The organism is Achromobacter sp. GQ309 (assembly GCF_059759315.1).
This window is the reverse complement of record NZ_JCAXDP010000001.1, coordinates 415,138-440,947: the sequence shown is the minus strand read 5'-3', so window position 1 is coordinate 440,947 and position 25,810 is coordinate 415,138. Positions and strand designations below refer to the sequence as shown.

Genomic DNA, 25,810 nt, shown 5'->3' with positions numbered 1-25,810 from the left:
GAGCCCCCAACTTGACCATAGCCGGAGGATTTTACCCGTCGCGCGGCCCGCGCTTGTTCAACCTGGCGGAACGGTGTGTTTTCTTTTTGGGAACACTGGAACTAGAAGTCGTCGTCTTCTTCAACCTTGGGCATCAGGTACGCCGTCAGCGCGCTGGACAGGCCGGCCATCACCCACAAGACAAAGAACGACACCGTATAGAAGCCCATTCTGCCGGTTGGGACGTAGCCGAAAATGGCCACGTCCAGCGGGTCGATCAGGGCGAAGATCAGTGCGCTACCCGCAGCGGCCGCCATGAACGACGGCCACAGGATCCACATCAAAGATCGCAATCCCATGCGTGAACTCCCCCGATCAAGGTTTGGCGGCTGCAGAGCCGGCGGGCGTCGATGCCGGGCTCGCGGTCGCGCCGGACGCCGTTTGTTCAATGACCAGACCGCGTTTGACCACACCCTCCTGGATGGGCTGGCTGGCGAATTGGGTCATTGCGAAGTAGATCGTGATGAAGCAGCCGACCATGGCGGCGAACGGACCCGCCATCAGGATCCACGGCCAGGGCTCGCGGTACCAGGGCTTGGCGGGATGCGCCGCGTCGGCGGCGTCAACGGTGATTTGTGCAGCGTTCATGAAGATTCCTTTTGGTGACCAGGGCGGTGTCTGCCCTACTCGGGCACGTAGAAACTGGCAGCCTCGTCGGTTTCAACCTGCCGGTTCTCGCCATCCTGCCCCTTGGCGCGCAGCGTGATGGGATGGGCGCCGGGCGCTGCGCCCGCCGGGGCGCGGATGACCATCGGCACCAGTTTGTTGGCGGCGGGTTCGACCTCGACCACGTCCGATCCCTGTTGGCCCGCCAGCACCGCCAGGTCGGGCATGCCTTCGGCCGTCAGGCGCAGCCGCATGGGCGCGTCCGACGTGTTGATGATCTGCAGGCGATACACGTTTTCGATCATGCCCCCTGCCACCTCGCGGCCCAGCACGCCGCGGTCGCGGATCACATCGACGCGCAGCGGGTTGCGGACCACCAGCGAGACGACGAAGGCGATCGCCAGCAACAGGATCAACGTGCCGTAGATCAGGACGCGGGGCCGCAGCAGATGCGACCGCGCGCTCTTCGTGGACAGGCCATCCAGCATGGCGCGCTCGGACGTGTAGCGGATAAGGCCCGGCTCGTACTGCATCTTGTCCATCACCTGATCACAGGCGTCGATGCAGGCGCCGCACCCGATGCACATGTACTGCAGACCGTCACGGATGTCGATGCCGGTCGGGCAGACCTGCACGCAGAGACTGCAATCGACGCAGTCGCCCAGCCCCTTCGCCTTGTGGTCCACCTTGCGCGAGCGGCCGCCACGCGGATCGCCGCGGCGCTTGTCGTAGGTGACGACGAAGGTGTCCGGGTCGACCATCACGCTCTGGAAGCGGGCGTACGGGCACATGTACTTGCACACCGATTCGCGCATGAAGCCGGCGTTGCCCCAGGTGGCGAAACCGTAGAACAGCATCCAGAACCACTGCCAGGGTCCGAGCTGCAGCGCGAAGAGTTCGTGGCCGAGTTCGCGGATGGGCGCGAAGTAGCCGATGAACGTAGAGCCGGTCCACCAGGCCAAGGCGATCCACAGGAAGTGCTTGGTGAACTTCAGGCGGAACTTGCGCCAGCTCCAGGGGGATTCGTCCAGCCGGATGCGCGCGATGCGGTCGCCTTCGACCTTGCGCTCGATCCACATGAAGATTTCGGTGTAGACGGTCTGGGGACAGGCGTAGCCGCAGAACAGGCGCCCGGCCACCGCGGTGAAGAGAAACAGCGCCAATGCCGAAATGACCAGCAGCACGGCAAGGTACACGACGTCCTGCGGCCACAGCACCAGGCCGAAGATGTAGAACTTGCGCGCGCCCAGGTCGAACAGCACCGCCTGGCGGCCGTTCCATTCGAGCCAGGGCAAGCCGTAGAAGATGATCTGCGTGATAAAGACGAACGCGATACGCCAGCGGGCAAAGATGCCACTGACGGATCGCGGATAGATCTTGCTGCGCACCCCCGCCAACGTCTGCTCCAGGGTCTCCTGGCCAGGACGCGGCGGCCGCGTATGCGGCCGCCAGGGCGGCGGGTCACCGCCAGGCGAACTGCTGACGCTTGCGGTTGACCCATCTTCCATTTGCTGCTCCGTGCTTGTAAGTGCTTAGTGATATGGGAGGCCGCGCGGCCTCCCATTTACGTGCTGCCGGTTCACTGCTTGGCAGTGCTGCCCTCGGCCGGCGCGGCAGCGGTCTGCGTAGACGCGTCGGGCTTGTTGGACAGTCCCCAGACCCACGCAGTCAGGATCTTGATCTGCTCGGGACTCAGGATGTGTTCGTGCGCCGGCATGCGGTTGTCGCGGCCATCAAGAATGGTCTTGACGATGCTGGCTTCCGAACTGCCGTAGAGCCACACGTCGTCCGTCAGGTTCGGCGCGCCGACAAGCTGGTTGCCCTTGCCATCGACACCGTGACAGGCGACGCAGAAGTTGGCGAACTCGCGCTTGCCGCGGAACACGCGGACCGGATCGGCGGTCAGGCCAGACAGCGAACGCACGTACTGCGCGATGTCGCCGGCCATCTTGGGATCGATCGAAGCCTTCCAGGGCGGCATGATGCCGTGGCGGCCTTCCTTGATGGTCTGCATGATGGCTTCGGGCGAACCGCCGTGCAGCCAGTCGCCGTCCGTCAGGTTGGGAAAGCTGGGCGCGCCCTTAGCGTCGGAGCCGTGGCACTGCGCGCAGGTGTTCAGGAAGAGACGCTGGCCGATTTCACGGGCGCCTGGATCCTGCGCAATCTGCGGCACCGTCATGGTCTCGAAGCGCGCATAGATGGGACGCACGGCTTCAGCCATCTTGGCCTGCTGCTGCGCCACTTCGTCGGCGCTGCTGTAGCCCAGCTTGCCCTTGTATTCGCCCAGGCCCGGCATCAGGAAGAGGTATCCCAGTGCAAAGGCGCAGGCCAGCAGGTACATCCACGTCCACCAGGTGGGGACCGGGTTGTTGAGTTCGGTCAGGTCGCCGTCCCAGACGTGCCCGGTGTCCTCGACCTGGCCGCTGGCCGGCTTGGCGGTGAGCCAGCGGCGTTGCGTGTACAGCAGCCACACGCACCACACCACCCCGCCCACGGCGACGATCGAGATGAAATACCCCCAGAAGCCATTGACGAAATCGCTCATGACCGATTCGCTCCATCTTGTTGTGCCTGCCCGAATTCATCGGGCAGTGCGAACGGCAGCATGGCCGACTCGCGGTTGGCGCCCTGGCGGCCGCGCGAGCAGGCCCACCAGACGATGCCGAAAAAGGTTGCCATCGAGATGGCGGTGACGATTGCGCTCAGGTAGCCGACCACGATCAGCCTCCCGTGGCCGCTTGCGCGGCGGGTTGCACGGCCGATTGGGCGGCAGGTTGCTGAGCCTTCTTGGCCTCTTCGGCCTGCTTGGCAAGCTGCGCCTTGCGCACGCCGACACCCAGGCCTTGCAGATAGGCCACCAGCGCGTCTTCTTCCGTCTTGCCTTCGATGGCCTTGGGCGCGGCGGCGATTTCCTCGTCGGTATAAGGCACGCCCAGGGCACGCAGGGCACGCATGCGCTGGTCGACGTTCTGGCCGGTGATGACCGTCTTTTCCAGCCACGGATAGGCGGGCATGTTGGATTCGGGCACGACCTTGCGCGGATCGCGCAAGTGGATGCGGTGCCAGTCGTCGGAGTAGCGCTCGCCGACGCGCGCCAGGTCCGGACCCGTGCGCTTGGAACCCCACAGGAACGGGTGATCGAACACCGACTCGGACGCCAGCGAGTACGACCCGTAGCGCTGGACTTCAGCGGCGAGCACGCGCACCTGCTGCGAGTGGCAGCCCACGCAGCCTTCGCGGATGTAGACGTCGCGGCCCATCAGCCGCAGCGGGCTGTAGGGTTCGACGCCCGCCACGGGCTGGGTGGTGCTGTGCTGGAAGAACAGCGGGATGATTTGCACCAGGCCTGCGAAGGAGACCACCAGGATGCTGGCGATGATCATCCAGCCGATGTTCTTCTCGAGGGTCTGATGAGAAAAGAAGCCGTGATTCTTGTTGGCCATGATGTCCTCGTCAAACAGTGGCCGGCACGGCGGTCGCGGGGACCGACGGACGGGCGGCATGGGGATCGTCTTGCGGAATGGCGGGATTGACCGCGGTCGCGCCGCTCACCGTCTTCCATACGTTCCAGGCCATGACGAACACACCGCACAAGAACAGGGTTCCACCCAGCAAACGGATCAGGTAGTACGGAACGCGCGTCTTCAGTTCTTCGACGAAGCTGTAGACCAGGGTGCCGTCCGGCGCCGTGTCGCGCCACATCAGGCCCTGCTGCACGCCGGCGATCCACATGGCGGCGATGTACAGCACCACGCCGATGGTCGCGATCCAGAAGTGCAGTTCGATGGCCTTGACGCTGTACATCTTTTCGCGGCCATAGAGGCGCGGGATCAGGTAGTAGAGCGAGCCGAACGAAATCATGGCGACCCAGCCCAGCGCGCCGGAGTGCACGTGGCCGATGGTCCAGTCCGTGTAGTGCGACAGCGCGTTCACGGTGCGGATCGACATCATCGAGCCTTCGAAGGTGGACATGCCATAGAACGACAGCGCAGTGACCATGAACTTCAGGATCGGGTCGGTGCGCAGCTTGTACCAGGCGCCCTGCAGGGTCATGATGCCGTTGATCATGCCGCCCCAGGAAGGCGCCAGCAGGATCAGCGAGAAGGTCATGCCCAGCGACTGGGTCCAGTCGGGCAGCGAGGTGTACAGCAGATGGTGCGGGCCCGCCCACATGTACGTGAAGGCCAGCGCCCAGAAGTGGACGATGGACAGGCGGTACGAGTAGATGGGACGGCCGGCCTGCTTGGGCACGAAGTAATACATCATGCCCAGGAAGCTGGTGGTCAGGAAGAAGCCCACCGCGTTGTGGCCGTACCACCACTGCACCATGGCGTCCTGCACGCCCGCGTAGGCGGAGTAGGACTTCCACATCGACACCGGCATTTCAATGTTGTTGAAAATGTGCAGGATGGCGATGGTGAGGATGTACGAGCCGAAGAACCAGTTGGCCACGTAAATGTGCTTGGACCGGCGCTTGATGATGGTGCCGAAGAACACGATGGCGTAGGCGACCCAGACCAGCGTGATCAGGATGTCGATGGGCCATTCGAGTTCGGCGTATTCCTTGCTGCTGGTAAAACCCATGGGCAAGGTGATGGCGGCTGCGACGATGACGACCTGCCAGCCCCAGAACGTGAAGGCGGCGAGCTTGTCGCAGAAGAGGCGCGCCTGACAGGTGCGCTGGACGACGTAGTAGGACGTCGCGAAAAGTGCGCTGCCGCCGAAGGCGAAGATCACGGCGTTGGTGTGCAGCGGGCGCAGGCGGCCGTAGCTGAGCCATGCGGTGTCGAAATTCAATTGAGGCCAAATTAGCTGAGCGGCCAGAAAAACACCGACAGCCATGCCGACAATGCCCCAGACCACGGTCATGATGGCGAACTGCCGCACGACCTTGTAGTTGAAGGTATCGGACTTGCTTGCGATTGCGGGGCAATCGTTCATCACCCATCCCCTAAAGTAACAAGAACTTCCAGGCTTCGATGATGGGACTAGTCACTCGAGGAGGCGTTGATTTGGATCAACCGGGTTGCGACGCCTTGGACATCGCTGCATAACCGCAACGCTATTAGGGGTATCGGGCCGTGAAAAGACCTGGCCGATGCGCTGCGGCGGGGTCCGCAGAGGCGCATCGGCGGCGGTAATTTGCGCCGCGGCGATCAGCGGCGGCCGGCGGCGCCGCTGTCGTCGTCGCGCAAGATGGCCGTGCCGGCGCTGTCGGTGTCGTCGTACTGACCGTTGAAGACGGCCCACCACAGCGACACGCCGATCGCCAGCACGAAAAGCAGCGACAGCGGCAGTAGCAGGTAGAGGATGGTCATGGCGCTGCTCCCAGTGCGGCGCCAGCGGCCAGACGGCCCGACCAGTCGCGGCGGCACAGGCGCCAGGAGTTGTAGGCCACGGCCAGCGACGACACCAGCATGGTGATGGCGGCAAGCCAGGGCGTGACCCAGCCCACCAGGGCCAGCGGCGTCATCAGCAGATGCCAGACGAGCGAGCCGTAAAGATTCTGCCGCGCCTTGCGCCGGGCCTCGGCAAGCAGCGCGTCAAGCGCGGCCTCGGGCATGTCGGGATGCGCCGCCAGCGCGCTGTGCGCGGAAGCCATGGCGGTGGGAACGGCCATGGACATGGCACAGGGACAGCTCATGACCAGCAGCGCCACCATGACGGGAATGCTGTGGGCGGGATCGATGTAGGCCCAGCCCGCCGCGGCGGCCAAGGCCAGCGCGACCTGCACCATGACGAAACGCGACGCCACGCGGTCGGCGCGCGTGCCGAGCAACAGGCGCTGGTCTTCGACGCGGGCATGGCGGCGGCCGGCGGAACCCGCGCCGCCGAAGGATTGGCGGGCGCACAGTTCCAGATAGCGCGCGGTCAGCAGGAACGCGACGAACATCGTGACCGAGTCGAAATAGACTTCGCCCCGCCCCGTATACGTGGCGTGGACGCTGGGGATGAAGGCGGCGATGATGCCAAGCGCCACCGGCACATCCATGCCGGCGCGGCCCTGCCGCAGATTGGCGCCCGCGTGGCGCCAGATGGGCCATGCCGAATACAGGACGACGGGCACGGTCAGCGCGAAGCTGGCCCAGTTCATGAGGACGATGGCCCAGTCCAGGGTTTCCAGCGCGTCGGCAGGCATGGATTCATGGCGCAGATAGCCGGGCCAGGCGAACATCATGACCTGCATCATTGCCAGCCAGGCCAGCGACAGACGCACCAGCGCATGGCGGCGTTGCTGGCGGTCGGCATCGGGCAGGCTGGCCGGGACGGCGAAAATCGATTTGGCACGCATGTTGCCGATGGTAGTCAGGCCTGTCCCCGACCGCCTTGATCTGAATCAAGACGCCAAAGACGATTTGCCACTGCCCCGCCGCCGCGCTTCGGCAACATGCCGCCCGCCCATCCTCCGGCACTGATCTATGTGACGGGTGGCGCGCGGACGGGGCAACTGATAAAACGGTGCTCTGGCCAATGCGGTTGTCCATTGCGCTGCCGCAGCCGCCTCCCCTACGCCCGCGGCACGTCCGCAGTTTCCGGCGCTGTCCGGCCGCGCTCGACCAACATGGGGCCGTGGTGACCATTCACCTGGCTTGCGGTATGCAGAAGACATCGACGCGGCGCCCCGTCGGGGTTTTTGTAACCGGCACCGATACCGGTATCGGCAAGACGCTGGTGTCGGCCATCCTCGCCCGCGCCTGGAACGCCGACTACTGGAAACCCGTGCAGACGGGTGTCGCCGAGGATCCGGGCGATACCGACACCGTGGCCCAGCTGGCGCAGTTGCCGCCCCACCGCCTGCATTTACCTGCCTACGTCCTCCAGGCGCCGCTATCGCCATGGGCGGCAGCCACGCTGGAAGAGACCGTGGTCGACGCCACCAGCATCGTGCCGCCCCCGACACGCGCGCCGCTGATCGTGGAAGGCGCGGGCGGCCTGTACGTGCCGATCGACGATACGCACATGATGATCGACCTGATCGCGCGCCTGGGCATGCCGGTGGTGTTGGCGGCGCGCAGCGGACTGGGCACCATCAACCACACATTGCTCAGCCTCGCGGCGCTGCAGCGGCGCGGCATTCCGGTGCTTGGCGTGGTCATGAGCGGACCGCTCTCCGCGGGCAACAAGGAAGCCATCGAACGCTTTGGCCGCGTGCGGGTGCTGGCCGAGATACCGCCGCTGCCGCGTGTGGACGCTGCCGCGGTCGACGAACTAGCCAAAGGCATTGCGCCGCTGACCGAATGTCTGGCGTCGCTGTACAGCGCAGAGGCCGAAGCGGACTAGCCGGGCCGGCGGCTTCGTGCGCGGCGCGTCACTGCCGCGCCATGTCGATGAACGCCCGCAGCGCCGATGACACACGGCGCTGGCGGGGGTAATACAACATGAATCCGGGGATCGTCGGGCACCAGTCCTCCAGCAGCCGCACCAGCTTGCCGGATGCCAACAGTCCGGCAACGTAGTTTTCCGGCACGTAGCCGATGCCGATGCCGTCGGCGGCCGCCCGCACCTCGGCATGCACGTCGCTCAGGGCCAGACGCCCCGGCACGTCGAACTCCAGCACCTCGCCGTCCCGCTTGAATTCCCACTTGAAGTACCGGCCACTGGGGAAACGATAGCGGACGCATTCGTGCCTCATCAGGTCAGCCGGATGCCGGGGCGGCTCGCGCTCCCGCAGGTAATCCGGCGAGGCCACCACCACGGAACGCAGCGCCGGGCCGATGGGAACGGCCACCATGTCCTCGGGCACCGCTTCGAGCAGACGCACACCTGCGTCGAAGCCGGACTTCACGATGTCGACAAAGCTGTCGTCTTCGCCGATCTCCAGGCGGATGTCCGGGTAGGCGGCCAGGAACTGAGCCGCCATCGGCATCAGCAGCAGGTACGACGCCGCGCGCGACGTATTGATGCGCAGCGTGCCGGCGGCGGAGCCGCGAAAGTGGTTCATTTCGTCCAGCGCATCGTCCAGACCGTGCAGTACCGGCTGCAGGCGCTCGGCCAGGCGGTGGCCGGCTTCAGTCAGGGCGACGCTGCGTGTGGTCCGGTTGAACAGGTTCACGCCCAACCGCTCTTCGAGGTTGCGGATGGCATAGCTGACCGCCGACGTGGACAGGCTGAGCTCTTCGCCCGCTTTGCGGAAACTGCCCAGGCGGGCCACCGCGGAGAACGCGGCAAGGTGGGACAGGTTGTCGAGCGCCATGATTGTGCAAATTTGTTCAATAAATCATGCCGAAATTCTAGCTTGAACCGCAAAGCAGCCCGGGATTATTGTGAACGCCTGCTCAATAAACATCCCAAGAGGCCGTCATGATCCAAGCCCAAGGCTACGCCGCCCACAGCGCCGACACCCCGCTCGTCCCCTTCAGCTTCACGCGCCGTGAACCCGGCGATGACGATGTGCTGATCGACATCCTGTATAGCGGCATCTGCCACTCCGACCTGCACCAGGCGCGCGGCGACTGGGGCAATTCCATGTACCCCATGGTGCCCGGCCACGAGATCATCGGCCGCGTCGCACAAGTGGGCAAGAACGTGTCGAAGTTCAAGGTGGGCGATTACGCCGGCGTGGGTTGCATGGTGGACTCGTGCCGCCATTGCAAGGCATGCCAACTGAACCTTGAACAGTACTGCGAGGAAAACGCCACGCTGACCTACAACGACAAGGAACGCGGCAGCGAACAGCTGACGTTTGGCGGGTATTCCGATCGCATCGTGGTCCGCGAGCATTTTGTCGTGAAGGTGTCCGACAAGCTCGACCTGAAGGCCGTCGCGCCGCTGCTGTGCGCCGGCATCACCACCTACTCTCCGCTGCGCCACTGGAAGGTCGGCCCCGGCAAGAAGGTGGGCGTCATCGGTCTGGGCGGCCTGGGCCACATGGGCGTCAAGTTTGCACACGCGATGGGCGCTCACGTGGTGATGATCACGACGTCTGCCGACAAGGCGCGCGACGCCAAGCGTCTGGGCGCGGATGAAGTGCTGGTGTCGCGCGATGCCGACGCCATGGCGGCGCACGCCGGCACGTTCGACTTTCTGTTGAACACCGTTCCCGTCAGCCACGCGTCAATCCCTACATGGCGCTGCTGGCGCTGGACGGCACCATGGCGCTGGTGGGCGCATTGACGCCGCTGGATCCTATCCCCGGCGCCAACCTCATCATGGGCCGCAAGTCGCTGGCGGGCTCGGCGATCGGCGGCATGGAAGAGACCCAGGAGATGATGGACTTCTGCGCCGAACACAACATCGTCAGCGATGTCGAGATGGTGCCGATCCAAGCCGTCAACGAGGCCTACGAGCGGCTGGTGAAGAACGACGTCAAATACCGCTTCGTGATCGACATGGCTTCGCTGAAGGAAGAACGCGCCGCCGCGTAGGTCAACACGCACGCAAGGCAAAGCGGGGCCGGGTTCGTTACGGATGCAAACAAAAAAAAGCGGACCCGGATTCACGTCGTCAATCGGGATGGCGGCCGACCTGCGCGCCGCAGACCTACGCCGCATCGCTTAGGACAAAAGGTTGAGAATTCACTTCAACCGTTCCTCTGGCCTCATCCGTCCTACAACCTTCGTTCACATCCATCCGGCTTTTCCGGCCGTTGCTGCGGTCGCTCGTGGAATCGCGTGCGGGCGCAGCCGGGGCACGCGCGGCCTCCCGTCACGACATTGACGGCAGACGCGGCGGGCGGATAGATTTTCGCCACTTGCACCGTTCGATTCAGATCGGGCAAATCAAGCAGTCCGACATTCAAGCAGTTCGCTGTGCGCAGTTCGATTCGCAGGTAGCTGGACCATCGCCCGTACACGGGCATGGGCAGGGATTTGTTTCCCGGGTTCCTTGTTTGGAGAACTGGCATGGCCACGAAAAAGCCTCGTCCGGCCGCGAAGACCGACACCGTGAAACGCCGCGAACCTGCGGCAGGCGAACCTGCGGCAGGCGGCCCGGCGGCGGGCCAACCTGCAACGGGCGGACCCGCCGCAGGCGGACCAAGGGTGGTGATCGATGGCGGCGTTGTCCGCATCCCGCCCATCCTTCCCCTCTTTCCGCCCGATCACAACCGCAACTTCTTCGACGGCTCGCGGCCCGGCCATCCGGTATTGCGCGCCGACGATCTGCTGGCCTTGCGCATCGAACTGCGCAACCTGACCATCACGCCGGGACAGCCGCCGCGGCTGCAAAAAACCGCCAGCGGCGCCGCGACGTTGATCCTGCACTTTCCGCCGCAGTCCATCGCCGAGGAAACGTTCTTCGAGACTGCGGCCGCCGGCACGAAGAACCCCGACCCGCCGCGTCCCGGCACGCCCGCCAAGCCCGAGCCGTCCGGCGGCGGCGCCGAGCCGCCGACCGGCCCGCCGGTGCGCGCCCGCATCGCCAACGAGTCCCGGCTGGCCTTTACCGTGCCGGACGGCTTTGACGTGCCGTACACGCTGGAGGGCGTGCTGCAGGCCGTCGAGTCGCTGCCGTTGGCCGTACCCGCCAACGCACGGCCGCCCACGGCCAAGGCGCCGCGCCCCCCGCTTCGCTGGCACGACCTGCTGGAGATCGGTTTTGACAAGCGCGTGGCCAAGCTGCCCCCGGTGCAGCGCGCGGCGCTGTCGAGCTTTGCCTTGCGCAACGCGCGCATCGCCATGCAGCCCGACGCCCCCGGCGCCAATCTGCTGCTGCGGCAGGCAAGCGGCAGTCCGGGACTGCGGGCCTACCGCCTGCCGGCCGTCCGGACCGACGTACCGCCGCTGCGCGCCGGCGACATCGCCATCCCCGTGCCGCGGGGGCCGCGCCCCGCGCCGCCAACGGCGCAGCAGACGGCGATCGAACTGCCGTGGCGGCTGATCCTCAGCCCATATGCACAGGAGCGCTGGCGCCACGCGAAGTCGCCGGCCACGTCCGCGGCCACACAGCATACGGAGCTGTGGCATTCGCGGCTGCTGGCGCCCGCGTCGGCCGATCCCGACGTCGAACCGCCGCAGGCCGACGCCCAGCGCACCGTGCGCGCGGTCTGGGCATTGGGCGGCGAAGGCACCACGAAGCCCATGCAATCGGCCTTTCCCGTGCCGGCCAGCACGTATCTGCCCGCCCCCGGCATCAGCCCCTTCCGCATGCCGATGGACGACTTCGACCGGTTCCAGATCGCGCATCTGTCTTCCAATTTCTCGGTGGCCAATTACGCGCCGCAGGCCATCGGCACAAACCTGCTGATGTTGTCCGCGCTGGGCGCATGGCTGGATTCTCGCGGCAACTGGGATGCGCCCGGGCTGTCGCTGGAAGAATGGACGCATCGCGGCGCGATGGGCCGCGACCACTATGTGCGCGTGGTCTACAAAGGTCTGCTGTTTCCGTTCGGCCATCGCGTCTCGCTCATCAAGGTCAGCGAACGCAAGTTCCATCGCGATCGCAGCGGCAATCCGGCGTACCTGCGCCAACGCCTTTTCATCGTCGTGCGCGAGCGCGAAAAGGTCTTTGCGCATCCCGACTACGTGACGCGCGATCCCGCAGGCAACACCGTATTCCTGCACCGTCAGATGCCGTTGACCAGCGTGCGCATCCTGACCTCGTCCACGCCCAACCTGGATTCGCCGCTGGCATCGCCCGGCGGCATCTCGGGCCAACTGCTGTTCTGGCCCTACGTGGGCGGCGCACCGTTCCGCTTCGCCTGCGCGGCCACAGACATCGACGGGCGCGTCATGCAGTTCGACCTGCCCATGATCTTCATGGACGGCGGCGAGGCCTGCCCGCGCAAGCAATCCGGGCAATGGCTGACGCCCATGTTCGACAAGGCGGAGGACTTTGCCGAAACCGCCCGGACCGCGTGGCGAAACGCCCCGCTGTCGCAGCGCAGCGCGCCCATGAACCAGCAGCAGGTAACGCTGGCGCCCAGCCAGAAGGCGGGCGACACGGCGGCGCAAGCCGACTCGCTGGAATTCGACGCGGTCGTCGACAAGGGCAATGTGCAGTTGCGGGCGTACAGCGACGACCTGACCGGCCCCGTCTTCTATCCGTACATCCGGCGCGCCGCCATCCGCATCGCCGCGCTGGCCAAGCTGACCGGCAGCGCAAAGAACAGCACGCTGACATGGAATCCGTACTACCTGGCGCACGGCTTTGACGGCAACGCAGGGCAGGTGTTCGGCGACATCGATGCGGAGCCCGGCTACCAGGGCGGCGCGTCTCTGGACTTCTCGGCGCAAGGCGATCGCTCGGGCGGCTTCGTGCAGCCGAATCTGCGGCCCACGGCGCTGTCGCGGCTGGCGGGCCCGATCAGCGGCAAGGCCGACGACTTCATCGCCGGGCGCATGATCGGCGCCGACGTGTTCCCCGCGTCGGGCGGCGGGCTGCCGTTGCCGCTGTTGTTTGGCTGCATTCCGCTGGGCGACGTGATCCAGGTCGTGGAGGACGTGGCCGGGCAGGCGGACAAGGTGCCGCGCTTCGTGGCCGAGGCCTGCTCGCAGCTCGAAAGCCTGGTGAACGACGCGGGCCGGCTGTACGGGCTGGTGGCGGGCATGGTGCAGGAACCGGGCCGCATCGCGCAAGGCGCCCTCACCGCGCTGGACGACACGCTGGACGACCTGCAGGCGCAGGCCGAGGCGTACGCGCAACCCCTGGTGCAGAACGCGCGCGACCAGGTGGACGCGCTGGCGGCGGCGGCCACGGCGATCAGCGCCCAGGTAGCGCAGCTGGCCGGCATGTCCTTCGACACGGCGCCCGCCCTACCCGGCCTGCCAGCAGCGTTGACCGCAGCGCAAGGCGCCATCACCAACTTGCGGGGCGCGGCGGATGCCAAGGTCGGCGGCGTCTCGCTGCCGTCGGGTCTGCGCCAGTCGCTGCTGGAAGCGGCACGGACAGCCGAAATCCTGGTCAACGGCCTGGGCGTCGTGCCCGTGCTGCTGACGCAAGGCAAGACGCTGTACGACGCGCTGGATGCGCTGGTCGGGCAACCCGATCAACTGGGCGCGATCTTCTCGGACCCCACGGTGCTCAAGCCCCGGCTGCAGGCCGTTTCCGCGGCGGTGCAGCCGTTGGCCGACACGATTGCCGCTTCCGTACTGTTGGACGGCGCGCCGCGCCAATTGCTGACCACCGCGCTGCGCGCCGTGAAAACCGCCATGGATGCGGTGCTGGCCAGCGCCGAGCTGCTGGAGATGCTGACCGGCGACGAATTGACTCTGCGCTTTGACTGGAACCCCGCGATCAAGAGCTGGTCGCTGGTCGCGGGCGAACCGCCGCTCTTTCGCGCCAATGACCCGCAGGGCTTTCGCGTGGCCGTGGAAGCCAAGGTGCGCAAGAACGGCCAGAGCGCGCCCAAGCTGTCGGTGACGTGTTCGCTCAAGAGCTTTGACCTGGTGCTGATCGCGCCGGCCAGCTTTCTGGAGCTGAATTTCGAGAAGATCGAGTTTCGCGTGGACACCGCGTCCAAGATGAACGTGGACGTGCTGCTGACGGGCATCAAGTTCGTCGGGCCGCTGTCGTTCGTGGAAACGCTGCGCGACCTGATTCCGCTGGACGGCTTCTCCGATCCGCCGCATCTGGACATCACGCCGCAAGGCATCGACGCAGGCTACAACGTGGCGCTGCCGGCCATCGCCATCGGCGTGTTCAACCTGTCCAACCTGAGTCTGGGCGCGGGCTTCACGGTGCCCTTCATCGGCCAGCCGCTGTCTGTGCGCTTCAACTTCTGCACACGCGAGCAACCCTTCAACCTGTCCGTCTGCATGTTCGGCGGCGGGGGCTTTTTCGGCATCACGCTGGATCCGAAGGGCGTGCAGATCATGGAGGCGGCGTTTGAGTTCGGCGCCAGCGTGTCCGTGAACCTGGGCGTGGCCTCGGGCGGCGTGCACGTCATGGCGGGCATCTATTTCCGCATGGAGCAGACCGCGTGCTCGCTGACCGGGTACTTCCGCATGGGCGGGTACGTCAGCGTGCTGGGCCTGATCAGCGTGTCGATCGAGCTTTACCTGGAGATGCGCTACGAGTTCGAAAGCGGCAAGTGCGCCGGACGCGCCACGCTGACGATCGAGATCGAGATCTTCATGTTTTCCAAGACCGTGGAGATCAGTTGCGAGCGCAAGTTCGCGGGCGCCAACGGCGACCCGGGATTCCGCGACCTGATGGGCCCGCGTCCCGACCTGCCGCTGGACGAGGAACTGGCGCTCATCGACGACGACAGCCGCTACGCCTGGCGCGAATACGCCGAAGCCTTTGCCTGAGGACTGCCCATGCCCAAGCAAACCATCCTGTGGACCGTCATTCCCAACGGCCGCGTGCCGGACGGTGAATTCGCCGGCCGTCTGCGCGTGTCCATCGTGGCGTCGCCCCGGCTCACGCCGCAGGCCGCCGACGAGCAGCGGCTGGATGCCTACGCGGACTGGGTCGACTGGCCCGCCACGCTTGCCCGCGCGCGCTTCGCACTTGACGCCGATGGCGAGGAGATCCCGCTGGAAACGCTGCCGCAGGCCGATTCGCAGCTCTGGACGCGGCTCCTGCCGCCCGCAACGCCCGTGGCCGGCTTCGTGTTCCGCGACATGAGCCGCGTGAACCTGTTTTCGTTTTCCGTCGCCAGCGTACTGAGCCTGACGCGCGAGCATTATGGAAACCTGGCGCTCAACGCCACCACCACGCACCCGACGCTGCTGCCATGGCGCAACGCGCATCCCGGGTTGCGCGGCCTGCTGGAAGCCTGCGGCACCCGGACCGAACACGTGCGCGGCGACGGCCGCGAGCGCGTCGAACAGCTGGTGCCGGGCCTGGACCGGTTCTTCGGCGATCGCGAAGGCGGCATCGACCGCGCGCTGCGCGGACAGGTCTATGGCGAGCACAGCGTGTATCCCGGCAAGACCACTGCCCCTGGCGGCGAGGCCGATGGCAAGCCGCAGGCCGGCCCCACGTTTGCGCTGCGCGCCATGCCGGGCCGGTGGCAGGACCCGGCGCATCAAGGCGTGGACCAGAGCCTGATGGCGAGCTGGCGCTCGCAGGGCGAGTACACGCTCTTCATGGCCAACCGCTTCTACCGCCGCGATCCGCCCACTGCCGCCCAGCGTGCGATCCGGCGGCCCGACGGCAAGAACGTACCGCCTCCGCCCAAGCAGCCCGAGATGGATTTCCACGCCATCGTGGCCTCGTATGGCGATTACCCGGCGCTGATGCGGCGGCTGGGGCTGGTGATCGACTGCGTGCTGCCTGCCGATTCGCCGCTGGACAAGCGGATTGCCGCCGGGCAGCAAGCCCAGGGCCGAATCTTTTTGGCGCCGCGCTGGGACGGCGGGCAGCCCGAGGGTGGCGCCTTTCCCGCGACGGCCTGGCGGGGCGATGCCGAGCGCTTCACAACGCGGCCGCGCAGCCCCGACCATGAACGCGGCATGCTGCGGCTGCGCAGCGCCGACGACCGGTGGAATCTTACTGAGCCGCGCAATCCGCTGTTCGACGTCTACCAGCTGGACCCAGACGGCGCCGCGCTCAAGACGGTCGACTTCGTTTTGACGGCACAGAACCTGATCGGCCGCAGCCTGAAGCACGGCGCCGACGGCGAGGTGACCTACAGCACCGGAGACAAGCAGCCGGTGGCGGCGCTGCGTTCCGGCGGCCTGGGCATTTCGCGCCGCGACCGTGCGCGCGAAGTCGCGCAGAATGCGGCCTCGGCGGCGCTCAAGAATGCGGCGCTGGAGGGTGCGCCCGGCAGCATGCTGCTCTACACGGAAGACCTGCTGCGCGGCTACCGTATCGACGTCCAGCCCTACCCGGCCAATGACCCGCAAAAGTGGCAATCGCTTTGTCATCGCCACGGCGTGTACCGCTGTACCGACGGCGGCCCGGACTTGGACCTGCCGGACGATGAAGGCTACGTCAAAGGCGCGTCCGCCACCGGCGGCGGACAGCCCGACGATCACTACCTGCACGAATCGCTGTTCCGCTGGACGGGCTGGAGTCTCGTCGCTCCGCGCCCCGGGCGCACGCTGCGCGATCAGACGGACCCGGCAAGCGGCGTGCAGGGCGAACGGCCCGAGGACGTGCAGGACGCGGTCACGGACAAGGGCAACGGGTTGGCGGTGACCTTCAGCGCGGTCAAGGGCAGCCTGCCGCGGCTGCGCTACGGCATGCCTTACCGGCTGCGCGCGCGTCTGGTCGACCTGGCGGGCAACAGCCTGGCGCCGGATGATCCGTCGCTGGAGAAGGACGACAATGTCACGCAGCCGGTGACCTATTGGCGCTTTGAACCTGTGGACCCGCCCGCGCTGGTGCATCGCACGCGGACCAGCGAAGGCGAATCGCTGGAACGCCTGGTGATCCGCAGCAACCGCGGCCAGGATCCGCAGGTCTATCTGGCCAGCCCGGATTTCCTGGCGTCGGTGACCACCACCGATTTCACCTACAGTCCGGTCAACGAACGGCATGTGGTGCCACCGAAAGCCGCCCAGCTGCAATGCGAAACGCATGGGCTGTTCGACAGCATGTTCGGCACCGCGGATGGCATCAAGAAGGCGTACGAGATTTCGGCGCGCGACATCGGCACGTTGTTCGACAAACTGCCCGGCTCGCAGGTGGAGTTGATTACCCCGCAAGCGCTTGCCGAGGTCGCCCGGACGGATCAGGTGCCGCCGCAGCAGCCCAACGCCGAAGAACCCACGGGTCAGCGTCTGGCCGCGGGCCAATACGTGATCCACGGCGAGGCGCAGGTGCGCACGCCGTATCTGCCCGACGCGGCCGCCTGGGGCATCTGCCTGCGTGCGCAACCCGGCTACAGCCTGCCGGGCGTCACGGGCCCGGCCTTGCTGGGGGAAGGCGTCGCCGTGTTGGCCACGCCTTCCGCCGGCGAACTGGTGCTGCTGGTCACCTACGCGGGCCAATGGCCCGACACGCAGGGCCTGCGCATTGCGCTGGCCGAACGCCCCGCCACGCTGACCGATCCGCCGTGCGCCGAAAGCTATCCGGACGACGGCATGCCCAAGTGGGACAAGGACAACCGGATCCTGACGTTCTTCCTGCCCAAGGGCATGATTGCGCGGCTGCGTTATTCCAGCTTCGTGCACCACGGCCTGCTCAATACGTTCGGCCTGCCGGAATGGACCGGCACCGACGCCGGCCGCAAGACCTTGCAGACCGCCGCCATCCTGGGCAACTGCTGGATGCTGACGCCGTACCGCCCGCTCGTGCTGGTGCATGCCACCCAGCAGCCCGACTGCGACCCGCTCCTGCTGCTGCCCGGCCAACCGCAGCGCGAGCCCGGCGCGGCGCATGTCGATCTGGAAGCGCGCGTGCGGCTGCACGGGCCGACGACCGGCAAGATCGAGATCGAGGCCGACTGGCACGAATGGGAAGACGATCCGGCGCGGCCGCGTCCAAGACGGCTCGACGGTCACGGCGTGCTGGCCGAAATGCCGCTGGCCGAGAACTATCCCAACCTCTTCAGCCTGAGCCACATCATCGCGGAACAGTCGTTCAACGGCACACGCCAGCGCGCGCCGGGCAACCGCCATGAATTCGGCGATACGCGCTTCCGGCTGATCCGGTACCGGCTGCGCGCCACCACTCGGTTCCGCGAGTACCTGCCGCCCGCGCTCTACGACCAGACGGACAAGGTGACCGTGTTGGGGCCCATCGCGCAGGGGCCGCTGGTGCAGGAAGGCGCCCCGGACGACCCCGGCGCACCCGTGCTGGCGCAGGCCGGCGAAGCGCCCAACACCATCGTGCCGGCCAGCGCACCGCCCGATGCGCCGCGCCTCATGTACGTGCTGCCCACGTTCCGCTGGCAGCAGACCGCGGGCGACGGCACGCTGGACATCACACGCCTGGGCAACGGGCTGCGCGTGTGGCTGGAGCGCCCGTGGTTCTCGTCGGGCGACGGCGAACTGTTGGGCGTGGTGATCTACGGTGAAAACAAGAACTTCACCGACGTGCCCGACGCCTTGACGCCGCTGGTCACGCAGTGGGGCATGGATCCGCTGTGGGACGCGCCGCTGCCCAAGCACCGCACCCGCGCCGCCGACTTTCCGGCGCGCGTCATCGACGAGGACGTGCCGTTGCAGGAAATGCCCGGCCAGCGCGTGCGCGTGGTCGGTCACCGCGTGCGATGGGACGACGAGCGTGCGCGCTGGTACTGCGACATCGAGCTGGACCCGGGCCGCAGCTACATGCCGTTTACGCGGCTGGCGCTGGCGCGGTATCAGCCCAACGCGATCGACAGCGCCAAGCTCTCTCGCGTCGTGCTGGCCGAGTTCTCGCAGGTGCTGCCGCGCCGCCGTGCCGTCTTCACCCGCCAGCGCGGCCGTCTGGCGTTCACGCTGCGCGGCGTGGTTCCGGCGCACGGGCCGATGCAATTCCCGATGGAGTCCGAGTATCTGGACATCTCGTTCATCCCCGGACCCGGCCAGACCGGCGAAACCGGCCGCAACCGGGTCGAGCTGGTGCTGCAGACCCGCGACCCGGCGCTCGACACCGACCTGGCGTGGACCGATACCAGCGTGCTGGCCTCCAGCCTGCTCAGTCCAGCCAGCGGGGGCATCGCGCAGACGATCAGCCCGGCGGTCACCGACGTGGCGCGCCGGTTGACCCCGCGCGACGTGTCGTTGCACGAGGCGCCGGCCCGGCTGGGCGAGATCGTTGCCGGTCCGGTGGTGCGTTTTCCCCCGGTGTTCGAAGGCCCCGTGCTGGGCGAGCTGCTGGACCCTGTCATCTGGAGCGCGGGCGTCCCCCTGCCCGATCTTGGCGGCAAGCCGGCACGGGTCGCAGTGCGCGAGTACGAGCGCTATTACACCGACAGCACCGTGCCCGAGCAGCGCGCGGGCGCCGTGCGCCAGCGGCGCGTGGTGGAGGAGCGGCTGGTGTATTCGGCCGTGTTCGATCTGTGAGTTCGATCTGTGAGTTCGATCTGTGAGTTCGATCTGTAATGCGGCGGCGCGGACGGGTGGTGCGGGCAAAAAAAGAGGGTGCCCGCAGGCACCCTTGAATCCACCCTACAACAGCACCTGCAACTACACACCTGCATGCGGCGCCCGGCATCCCTTGCGGGGTGCGGGCGCCGCCGGCCGACACCGCCGCGTTATGCGGCCTTCTGCGTCTTGCCGTGTTCGAACTGCGCTTCCTCGGTCGAGCCGGTCAGCGCGGTCGTGGACGACTTGCCGCCCTCGATCGTCTGCGTCACGGCGTCGAAGTAGCCCGTACCCACTTCGCGCTGGTGCTTCACGGCGGTGAAGCCCATTTCGGCGGCGGCGAATTCCTTCTGCTGCAGTTCCACGAAGGCGCTCATCTGGCGGCGGGCGTAGCCGTGGGCCAGCTCGAACATGCCGTAGTTCAGCGCGTGGAAGCCGGCCAGCGTGATGAACTGGAACTTGTAGCCCATGGCGCCCAGTTCCCGCTGGAACTTGGCGATGGTGCCGTCGTCCAGGTTCTTCTTCCAGTTGAAGGACGGCGAGCAGTTGTAGGCCAGCAGCTTGCCCGGGAACTGGCGATGGATGGCGTCCGCGAACTTGCGGGCGTATTCCAGGTTGGGCGTGGACGTTTCGCACCAGATCAGGTCGGCGTACGGAGCGTAGGCCAGGCCGCGGGAAATGGCCTGATCGATGCCGGCGCGGGTGCGGAAGAAGCCTTCCACCGTGCGATCGCCCGTGATGAAGGGACGGTCGTTTTCGTCGACGTCGCTGGTCACCAGGTCGGCGGCGTCGGCGTCGGTGCGCGCCAGCAGCAGCGTGGGCGTGCCCATCGTGTCGGCGGCCAGGCGGGCCGACACCAGCTTGGCCACGGCTTCGCGGGTCGGCACCAGCACCTTGCCGCCCATGTGGCCGCACTTCTTCACGGAAGCCAGTTGATCCTCGAAGTGGACACCCGACGCGCCGGCCTCGATCATGGCCTTCATCAGTTCATACGCGTTGAGCACGCCGCCAAAGCCGGCCTCGGCGTCCGCCACGATGGGCGCGAAGAAATCGATGTAGCCCTCGTCGCCGGGGTTCTTGCCTTCCATCCACTGAATCTGGTCGCAGCGCGTCAGCGAATTATTGATGCGGCGAACCACTTGCGGCACGGAGTTGGCGGGGTAAAGCGACTGGTCGGGATACATTTCGCCGGCCAGGTTGGCGTCGCCGGCGACCTGCCAGCCCGACAGATAGATGGCCTTCAGGCCGGCCTTGACCTGCTGCATGGCCTGGTTGCCGGTCAGGGCGCCCAGCGAATTGACGAACGGCTCGCTGTGCAGGAGCTCCCAAAGACGCGTGGCGCCGCGGCGGGCAAGCGTGTGTTCGACGCTGATCGAGCCACGCAGGCGGATGACGTCTTCGGCGCTGTAGTCGCGCTTGATGCCCTGCCAGCGGCTGTTTTCGGCCCAATCTTTCTGGAGATTGCGGATTTCGGTTTCGCGATTGCTCATTGTGATGCTCCTGGTCAGTGATAAGAGACTTCAAAAGATTCGCGTCTGGCTTTGCGTGAATCGATGGGAGAAAGTCTATGCCTGTGCTGCGGAGCAATGTGACGCCGGGTCTTATACAAGAGGAAAAATCTTAGTCAGTTAAATCAATGGGTTACAGACGGGATTTTGTATAATGAAACGCCATTGTCGTTTGTGAAATGCCGTCCCGCTGCTGCGCAGCACGGACTTTCACATCCCGAGAGTTACGTTTCACATTGCGGAAAATCGGACGCTTTTTAAGCGCCTACAATGCCGCCATCCCCGTTCTATTTGTCTCTGCTATGACCCTGTCTCACGGCCCGCTTGGGCAGAGCGTGGCCTACGCCTCGCAATACGATCCCTCGCTGCTGTTTCCCATTGCGCGTTCGCACAACCGCGCAGCGCTCAATCTGACCGCCGGCAACCTGCCGTTCACGGGCGTGGACCTGTGGAACGCCTATGAGCTGTCGTGGCTGGATGCCAAGGGCAAGCCGCGGGTGGCGATGGCGACGTTTTCGGTGCCGGCCGACAGCCCCAACATCATCGAATCCAAGTCGTTCAAGCTGTACCTGAATTCGTTCAACCAGACCCGCCTGGTCAATTCGGCAGCCCTGCGCGGCCGGCTGGAACGCGACCTGAGCGCAGCCGCGGGCGCGCCGGTCGGCCTGGACTTCTTCCTGCCGCAGCGGTTTTCCGAGCTGCAGATGGGCGAGCTGGACGGCATCTATATAGACAAGCTGGATATCGAGATCGACACCTACGAGCCCGCGCCCGAACTGCTGCGTACCCGGGCGGGCGATGTGGTCGAGGAGACGCTGGCGTCGCGCCTGTTGAAGTCGAACTGCCCGGTGACGGGCCAGCCCGATTGGGCGACGGTGCAGATCCGCTACCGGGGCAAGCCGATCGATCGCGAATCCCTGCTGCGTTATGTGGTGTCGTTCCGCCAGCACGCGGAATTCCACGAGCACTGCGTCGAGCGCATCTTCAGCGACATCATGCAGGCCTGCGGACCGGAGCAGTTGACGGTGTATGCGCGGTATACCCGGCGCGGCGGGCTGGACATCAATCCGTGGCGCAGCAACTTTGAAGCGGCGCCGCCCGCGGACGTGCGCACGGTTCGGCAGTAAGCAGACCGGCAAAACCGCCCCGGATATCGAGCCCGGATATCGGCCCGGGACATCGGCCCCGGATATGGGCCTCGGATATGAGCCCCGGATAAGGCGCCAATCGCAAACGGCCACCCCTCGGGGCGGCCGTGTTGTTGTGGCGCGTCTGTTCTACCGCTTTTGCTTCACGGCTTTCGCATCACTTCACGAACGGCTCGGGCCGCGGCGTATCGTCTTCGGACGGCGGCAGGAACGGATACTGAATGACCGGCTGGTCGCCCGTCAGCGTCTTCAGGAACGCGACGATCTGGCCGTTTTCCTCGGCGGTGAATGTGCGGCCCAGTTGCAGGCGGCCCATCACGTCGACGGCCTGCGTCAGCGTGGCCGCTTCGCCGTCGTGGAAGTACGGATAGGTCAGCGCCACATTGCGCAGCGTCGGCACCTTGAAGTTAAAGCGGTCCGCGTCCTTGCCCGTGACCGCGGCGCGGCCTTCGGCCTTGTTCTCGGTCACGTAGGGCGTGACCAGACCCATCTTCTGGAACGAGTTGCCGCCCACCGCCACGCCGTTGTGGCAGGCCACGCAGCCGCTGTTCTTGAAAAGCTCATAGCCCGCCAGCTCGCGCACCGTCAGCGCGTTCTTGTCGCCCTTGAGCCATTGGTCGAAGCGCGAATTCGGCGTGACCAGCGTTTCTTCAAACGCGGCCAGCGCGCTGGTGACCTCGTCAATGGTGATCTTGTCCTTGCCGAAGACTTGTTTGAATTCGGCGCGGTAACCGGGGATGGAATTGAGCACCTGTACCGCCAGCTCGTGCGTGGAGGCCATTTCCATCGGATTTTCGATCGGGCCGCCGGCTTGCTCGCGCAGGTCCTTCGCGCGGCCGTCCCAGAATTGGGCAATGTTCAGGCTGGAATTGAGCACGGTGGGCGAGTTGATGCCGCCCTGCTGCCACTTGTGTCCGATGGAGGCCTTCAGGTTGTCCGAACCGCCCATGGCCAGGTTGTGGCACGAATTACAGGAGATTGCGCCGGAGCGCGACAGTCGGGGATCGAAGAAGAGCTTCTTGCCCAGCTCGACCTTGGCCGGCTCTTCGATGACCGCCGGTTCGATGGGCTGGATGGGCTCTTGCGATGCGCTCCAGACCTGCCCTGCCCACAGTCCGAGTACCAGCCCCGCAGCCAGCAACGTTGTTTTCTTTCTCATTTGCTTCTCCTGTGAATAACCAGACCAACCATGTGGTTATTACAGCGAGGAAGCCATGCCGTGACCTTGCGAGGCGTCAATCGGCGCCGGCCGGCGCCAGAGGCCGAAACCGAAGCTTGACGGCGCGCAACGTGGCGTCGGCGCCGTCAAGGCGGATCAAGGGTGTCCAGCGGTCAGGGGCGCGCGGCGGCCACCGCGGCGGGCGGTTCGGCGCGGCGCGCCTGCACCGCGATCCACTGCGCCAGGAAGGCGGCCACGGCGAACGCCACGCCCGCGCCCACCCACGGCCCCTGCCGCAAGCCGGCGTCCAGCAGCAGACCGAAGGCAAGCGGCCCTAGGGCCGAGCCAACGTCCATGCCCGAATACACCAGGCCGTACACCGACCCCGTCGAACCCTTGGGCGTCACGCGGCGAATCAACATGTCCCGCGACGGCGCGGCTACGCCCGAGCAGAAGCCCGCCAGCCCCACGACCGGCGCAGCCAGCACGGCGGGCACAAGGCCCAGCGCCAGCACGACCAGCGTCAGACCGGCCAGGATGAGCGCGACCATGACGGTACGCTCGGTACGCGGATTGGCCGACACCAGGAAGCCGCCCGCCGCCATGCCGACGGCCGAGGCGACCATGTAACCGGACAACGCCGAGCTGGCCGTGACCTTGGACAGGTCGTACAGCTGACCCAGCAGCGGGATCGTGTAGTTCTGCACCGAGGACAGCGCGATGGACGTGCAGGCAAAGAAGAGGAATGCGCCCCACAGCGCGGGCTTGGCCAGCAGCGCCGACAGCGTCGCCAGCACGCCCTCTTGCGGCTTGGCGGCGGGCTTGGGCGCAATTCCCGCGTCCTTGGCGTCGCCGCCCGCGTCCACGGGGGACGGGCCGCCCAGCAGGTTGCGGCCCAGCACCGTCAACAGCAGCACCAGCGCCACGAGACCGGCGGCGCTGTAAGCCGCAACGCGCCAATTGGCGAGCAGCGTGATGGTGGTGATGAACACGGGCGTCAGCGCCCAACCCAGGTTGCCGGTCAGCCCGTGCGTGGAGAAGGCGTGACCCAGCCGCGGCGCGGTGATGCGGTGGTTGATGATGGAGTAGTCCGCCGGGTGGAACACCGAATTGCCGATGCCGCCCACGACGGCCGCGGCCATCAGCATGACGTACCCCGTGGCCGAGCCGATCAGCACGCCCGACAGCACGAAGCAGGCCAGCCCGAACCACAACACGGGACGCGCGCCAATGCGGTCGACCACGAAACCCGACGATGCCTGGCCGATGCCGGACACCACGTAGAACGTGGACACCAGGAGGCCCAGCCGCGCGAAGTCCAGTCCGAATTCCTGGCCCAGCGCGACGTACAGCGACGGCAGGACCAGCTGGAAGAAGTGGGACGAGGCATGCGCCACGCCGATGAGCAGGATGATTTTCCAGTCGCGACGGCGTACGTCGGCGTCCGAGAGCAAGGGGGTGGCGGCGGTAGCGGTGTTCATTGCACAGGGCCGCGCATGGGCGGCAGGTTGCGGGCCGCCTTGGGCGGATCGCGGGTTGTCTCCGGCGTCGCGCAGACTTGTGTCCGGGCGACGTATTCATGGCGATTGCGGCGCGCGTGCCGTGCCGGATCGAGCCGGCGTATCGCTCTTGAAGTGACACGGCGGCCGTCTTGCGCGAGCCGGGCCGCCGTGCGGTGTTGCAACTGCACCGGGCCGGCTGTTGCGCAGCCGGCCCGGCAAATCGGTCACATGGCCTTTTCGCGAATCGCGGGCCAGGCGCGCTGCAGGTAATACAGCATCGACCAGACCGTCAGCACCGCGGCCACGATGATCAGGATGTCACCCAGCAGCTTGGTGTTGATGCCGTAGATGGACTGGTTATACAGCAGGCACGGAATCGCGATCATCTGCGCGGCGGTCTTGAACTTGCCCAAGCGGTGCACGGCCACGCTGGCGCTGGCGCCGATCTTGGCCATCCATTCGCGCAGCGCAGAAATGGTGATTTCGCGGCCGATGATGATGAGGGAGATGAAGGCATCGACGCGGCTCAGGTCGAGCAGCACGATGAGGGCGGCGCAGACCATCAGCTTGTCGGCGACGGGATCCAGGAAGGCGCCAAATGCCGATGTCTGGTTCCAGCGCCGGGCGAGCCAGCCGTCAAACCAGTCGGTCAGCGCGGCAATGATGAATGCCCATGCCGCCAGCGTGTCGCGCATGGGAACAGACATCCAGCTTTCGGGCAGATAAAACAGCCCGACCACCAGCGGAATCATGGCGATACGCAGCCACGTCAGAATAATGGGAACGTTAATTGGCATAGTGTCCGTATCCTAACAGAGGGCGGTCCCCCCCGAAGCGCCTTTGGCGCCTCCCCCAGGGGCGCCTCTGCGGACCGGCGGAGCCGGATCCGCGCGGCCCGGATTGCTCGTCGGGGCGGGTGGTTGAAATTTGGGGGCGGGTTGATGAGGGAGGTTTGGATTGGAGCGTTCGCCCTGGCACGTCGTCGAGCCTATCGGCGAGGCTG

The 25,810-nt window shown here is 66.2% G+C and carries 17 protein-coding genes and 2 pseudogenes; 5 read left to right on the top strand and 14 right to left on the bottom strand.

Annotation, left to right across the window (positions count from 1 at the left end):
- Nucleotides 1-101: 101 nt before the first annotated feature.
- The 9 genes from AC6CIE_RS02070 to AC6CIE_RS02030 form a co-directional block, all read right to left on the bottom strand.
- Complete coding sequence (locus AC6CIE_RS02070) at nucleotides 102-338, bottom strand: hypothetical protein (RefSeq protein ID WP_175138114.1); 237 nt, start codon at nucleotides 336-338, stop codon at nucleotides 102-104.
- A 16-nt stretch (nucleotides 339-354) separates the two neighbouring features.
- Complete coding sequence (locus tag AC6CIE_RS02065; RefSeq protein ID WP_367352646.1) at nucleotides 355-627, bottom strand: nitrogen fixation protein FixH; 273 nt, start codon at nucleotides 625-627, stop codon at nucleotides 355-357.
- A 35-nt stretch (nucleotides 628-662) separates the two neighbouring features.
- On the bottom strand, nucleotides 663-2,153 hold the full coding sequence (gene ccoG / locus AC6CIE_RS02060; RefSeq protein WP_175123607.1) for a cytochrome c oxidase accessory protein CcoG: 1,491 nt from the start codon (nucleotides 2,151-2,153) through the stop codon (nucleotides 663-665).
- A gap of 71 nt (nucleotides 2,154-2,224) precedes the next feature.
- Nucleotides 2,225-3,190, bottom strand: a complete 966-nt coding sequence (gene ccoP, locus AC6CIE_RS02055; RefSeq protein WP_175138112.1) for a cytochrome-c oxidase, cbb3-type subunit III — start codon at nucleotides 3,188-3,190, stop codon at nucleotides 2,225-2,227.
- Nucleotides 3,187-3,363: a cbb3-type cytochrome oxidase subunit 3 gene (locus AC6CIE_RS02050; protein ID WP_056563017.1), complete on the bottom strand. Its 177-nt coding sequence runs from the start codon at nucleotides 3,361-3,363 to the stop codon at nucleotides 3,187-3,189. The genes ccoP and AC6CIE_RS02050 overlap by 4 nt, the downstream gene beginning before the upstream one ends.
- Nucleotides 3,364-3,365: 2 nt before the next feature.
- Complete coding sequence (gene ccoO / locus AC6CIE_RS02045; RefSeq protein WP_498090937.1) at nucleotides 3,366-4,088, bottom strand: cytochrome-c oxidase, cbb3-type subunit II; 723 nt, start codon at nucleotides 4,086-4,088, stop codon at nucleotides 3,366-3,368.
- Nucleotides 4,089-4,098: 10 nt separating this feature from the next.
- Nucleotides 4,099-5,586: a cytochrome-c oxidase, cbb3-type subunit I gene (gene ccoN, locus AC6CIE_RS02040; protein WP_175123610.1), complete on the bottom strand. Its 1,488-nt coding sequence runs from the start codon at nucleotides 5,584-5,586 to the stop codon at nucleotides 4,099-4,101.
- Nucleotides 5,587-5,801: 215 nt separating this feature from the next.
- On the bottom strand, nucleotides 5,802-5,963 hold the full coding sequence (gene ccoS, locus AC6CIE_RS02035) for a cbb3-type cytochrome oxidase assembly protein CcoS (RefSeq protein WP_105239608.1): 162 nt from the start codon (nucleotides 5,961-5,963) through the stop codon (nucleotides 5,802-5,804).
- Nucleotides 5,960-6,937, bottom strand: coding sequence for a P-type ATPase actuator domain-containing protein (locus AC6CIE_RS02030; protein WP_175138111.1), 978 nt, complete (start codon nucleotides 6,935-6,937; stop codon nucleotides 5,960-5,962). The genes ccoS and AC6CIE_RS02030 overlap by 4 nt, the downstream gene beginning before the upstream one ends.
- 212 nt (nucleotides 6,938-7,149) lie before the next feature.
- On the opposite strand from AC6CIE_RS02030, the pseudogene bioD reads away from it, so the two are divergent.
- Nucleotides 7,150-7,926, top strand: a pseudogene (bioD, locus tag AC6CIE_RS02025) (dethiobiotin synthase); the annotation flags it as partial.
- Nucleotides 7,927-7,954: 28 nt separating this feature from the next.
- Here the strand turns inward: bioD and AC6CIE_RS02020 are convergent.
- Nucleotides 7,955-8,839, bottom strand: a complete 885-nt coding sequence (locus AC6CIE_RS02020) for a LysR family transcriptional regulator (protein ID WP_218344652.1) — start codon at nucleotides 8,837-8,839, stop codon at nucleotides 7,955-7,957.
- A gap of 107 nt (nucleotides 8,840-8,946) precedes the next feature.
- On the opposite strand from AC6CIE_RS02020, the pseudogene AC6CIE_RS02015 reads away from it, so the two are divergent.
- The 3 genes and pseudogenes from AC6CIE_RS02015 to AC6CIE_RS02005 all read left to right on the top strand — a co-directional run bounded on the left by AC6CIE_RS02015 (nucleotide 8,947) and on the right by AC6CIE_RS02005 (nucleotide 19,469).
- Nucleotides 8,947-10,010: pseudogene (locus AC6CIE_RS02015) on the top strand (NAD(P)-dependent alcohol dehydrogenase).
- A 477-nt stretch (nucleotides 10,011-10,487) separates the two neighbouring features.
- Nucleotides 10,488-14,834, top strand: a complete 4,347-nt coding sequence (locus tag AC6CIE_RS02010; RefSeq protein WP_498090935.1) for a hypothetical protein — start codon at nucleotides 10,488-10,490, stop codon at nucleotides 14,832-14,834.
- A gap of 9 nt (nucleotides 14,835-14,843) precedes the next feature.
- The gene (locus AC6CIE_RS02005; RefSeq protein WP_498090933.1) at nucleotides 14,844-19,469 is read left to right on the top strand and encodes a hypothetical protein; all 4,626 of its coding nucleotides are present in this window, start codon (nucleotides 14,844-14,846) and stop codon (nucleotides 19,467-19,469) included.
- A gap of 191 nt (nucleotides 19,470-19,660) precedes the next feature.
- Here AC6CIE_RS02005 and aceA read toward each other — a convergent pair whose 3' ends face one another.
- Nucleotides 19,661-20,980: an isocitrate lyase gene (aceA, locus tag AC6CIE_RS02000; protein ID WP_175123617.1), complete on the bottom strand. Its 1,320-nt coding sequence runs from the start codon at nucleotides 20,978-20,980 to the stop codon at nucleotides 19,661-19,663.
- A 320-nt stretch (nucleotides 20,981-21,300) separates the two neighbouring features.
- Between aceA and queF the strand changes: the two genes are divergently transcribed.
- On the top strand, nucleotides 21,301-22,125 hold the full coding sequence (gene queF / locus AC6CIE_RS01995; RefSeq protein WP_175123618.1) for an NADPH-dependent 7-cyano-7-deazaguanine reductase QueF: 825 nt from the start codon (nucleotides 21,301-21,303) through the stop codon (nucleotides 22,123-22,125).
- 178 nt (nucleotides 22,126-22,303) lie between these two features.
- Here the strand turns inward: queF and AC6CIE_RS01990 are convergent, their stop codons facing one another.
- The 3 genes from AC6CIE_RS01990 to pgsA all read right to left on the bottom strand — a co-directional run bounded on the left by AC6CIE_RS01990 (nucleotide 22,304) and on the right by pgsA (nucleotide 25,604).
- The gene (locus AC6CIE_RS01990) at nucleotides 22,304-23,305 is read right to left on the bottom strand and encodes a cytochrome-c peroxidase (RefSeq protein ID WP_498090931.1); all 1,002 of its coding nucleotides are present in this window, start codon (nucleotides 23,303-23,305) and stop codon (nucleotides 22,304-22,306) included.
- Nucleotides 23,306-23,478: 173 nt separating this feature from the next.
- Nucleotides 23,479-24,786 (bottom strand): MFS transporter, encoded by a 1,308-nt coding sequence (locus AC6CIE_RS01985; protein WP_498090930.1) that lies wholly within the window; start codon nucleotides 24,784-24,786, stop codon nucleotides 23,479-23,481.
- 245 nt (nucleotides 24,787-25,031) lie between these two features.
- A complete protein-coding gene (gene pgsA, locus AC6CIE_RS01980) occupies nucleotides 25,032-25,604 on the bottom strand; it encodes a CDP-diacylglycerol--glycerol-3-phosphate 3-phosphatidyltransferase (protein WP_175123621.1) in 573 nt (190 codons plus the stop codon).
- Nucleotides 25,605-25,810: the final 206 nt, after the last annotated feature.